The sequence below is a fragment of the Lactiplantibacillus plajomi genome (genome assembly GCF_005405405.1).
GTDB classification, from domain to species: domain Bacteria; phylum Bacillota; class Bacilli; order Lactobacillales; family Lactobacillaceae; genus Lactiplantibacillus; species Lactiplantibacillus plajomi.
This window is the reverse complement of sequence record NZ_BJDZ01000059.1, coordinates 1-2,288: the sequence shown is the minus strand read 5'-3', so window position 1 is coordinate 2,288 and position 2,288 is coordinate 1. Positions and strand designations below refer to the sequence as shown.

Sequence of the window (2,288 nt, the reverse complement as noted above, 5' to 3'; positions counted from 1 at the left end):
AGAAACGGCTCCACCGCGAAAGAATATCGCGATAAAGCCGCTTAAGTTACGTCCGAGAATTATATTATTTCACCTGTCAACTTGACAGGGACTAGTACACTACCCTGAAGGGGGATTGTTTTAGTTATCGAATAATTATTTATTTATCATCATAATAATTATTATATGCTATGATATAAATAATGATTTTAATTGGCAGGCCACGCTGGCTGCCAAGCCGTTTGCGGGGCGAACGGTATTTAAGGAGTGGGGAAGCGTGAATTGGAAGAAGACGGCACTGGCAGGATTGGTGCTCTTGAGTAGTACGGTAACGGTGGCGGCCACCGGCGTTGATGGTCAGGCGGCTAGTTACCGGCGAACGAAGATGACGAAGATCAGTCATAAGGACTACTATTCGTTAAGCAAGAAGGGGTGGACTTACAAAATTAGTGGGTCGACGAAGCACGCGCGACTAAAGCGCAACCACCACTTGATCAACTACACGACGTCGACGTGGCAACGTTCCAAGCGGACGTACCTTTACAAGCACGGTAAGAAGACTTGCTACTATTACGTTAAGAATACTAAAAACGGTGCGACTGGCTGGGTTTGGAGCGGCTACTTGAAAGCTGGTAAGAATTACCAGGCGACGACCGCTAAAAAGGTTGCCACCAAGACGTATTATCGCAACCCCCAACGTGCGGGGAAGTTTTATCAATTGAAAGGCAGTAACCGCTACGTGCGCTTTACGACGGGCCGGGCCTTAAAAACCAACACGGCTTACCAACGTTCGCGCCAACGAACCGTTTATAAAAAGGGCAAAAAGGTGAGCTACTACTTCATTAAGCAGGGTAGGCAGAGCGGCTGGGTCTGGTCGAAGTACCTGACTACCCAGGTGCCCACGGCCCGGTTAGGAATCACGAAACGCGGTCGGACCGTCGCCGGCGTTTCGCAGTATCAAGCTAGCGGTAACGTGATGGTACCGTACCAGACAAAAAACTTTTCAACGGTCAGTGTTCCGCACGCCTACATGATGCAGAAGTTTACCTACCAGCCGGCGGCGAATTACCACGAATTGAAGACGTTGCAACCGACGGCCAACGTTTTCGAAACGACCAAACATCAAGGTCCAGCTAGCCAGTACGGCTTACGGTCGACGCTCTACTTACCGTTAGCGACCGCTACCGCGAAAAGCGTGGCGACCAATCCGCAAAGCGCCGCCTTTTCTAAGGATGATCACTACCTATACGTGATGTACGTGACCTCGAGTGACGGCAATAGTGACCACCAACGCGGCTGGGTCGTTCGCTATGACTGGCAACGGTTGACCGCGCTGGGAGCGCGGAAAAACGGTCAAATGGCGTTAGTACGCCAAGCCGCTTTGGATCAGTACCATCAGCGGGCCACCAGCCAGTTGGACCGCGACGTGCTTGCGTGCATCAAGATCGGTCCGCGCTTTACGACCGGACACGCTCAGTCGATGGCGCTAAATCCGAGAACTAACGAGTTATGGTTCGTCTAAGCTCGGACTGGTCAGGCCCAGGCGACGGTTAAACGTTTGAATCAAACGACTTTAAAACCGGATGCAGCCGTTAACTTTACCTTGAAATCAACGCTGCATATGGGAAGCGTCCTAGTGTTCGATAATGCCGGGTACGCCTATTACTGGACCAAAACGGTTAGTCCGTGGAAAACGGCTCCGCGCGATTCTGCGAAGATTTATCGAGGCATCCTGAGTACCAAGCAAGTTCATTTTGAGTTGGTGATGCAAGGGTTACGCTACGCGCCGGGTAGTGTCGTTCAGTCGATGGCGTATAACGCGCAAAATAAGCGCTTGTACCTCGTTGCGAGTGGTAGTATTTTCTCCGTGCCGACCAATAAACTCGGTCACCTGAAACCAGGTGACGTGGGCCTGAGTAATTTTAACGGCCACCGTGAGTTTGAGGGGCTGACATTTAGTCACCGTGACGGTCATGGATTCGTTTTAACGAATCGGGGACCGGAGCTAATGCAATTTAATTAAGCCGACTTTTAAAAGCTAAGCAAACCGAACTAAACGGGGCGCTTAGCTTTTTATTTCGGCTCTATGATATTTGGTGTTGATGGATTCTATCCATCAACACCATTTTTGTGCACAACAAAAGGACATACCGTCCTATGCTACAATCAAGTCGACCAAAACCAATTGAAAGCGAGTGTTCAGTATGTCCCAAGACCATTTTACCCGAGTATTACTTCAAATTAAAGACCAAAATATTAGTCAGTTAGTCACGCATGAACCCGTAAATGGGATTTTAAGAGTTAGCGGG

General features: G+C 49.5%; 2 protein-coding genes. Both read left to right on the top strand.

Features of this window, described 5'->3' with window-relative positions; translation table 11 throughout:
• Positions 1–256: 256 nt before the first annotated feature.
• Entirely contained in the window at positions 257–1,501 is a 1,245-nt protein-coding gene (locus tag FFM82_RS13370) for a hypothetical protein (protein WP_137646240.1), read from the top strand.
• Positions 1,502–1,537: 36 nt separating this feature from the next.
• Positions 1,538–2,002, top strand: a complete 465-nt coding sequence (locus FFM82_RS13365) for a hypothetical protein (RefSeq protein WP_137646239.1) — start codon at positions 1,538–1,540, stop codon at positions 2,000–2,002.
• Positions 2,003–2,288: the final 286 nt, after the last annotated feature.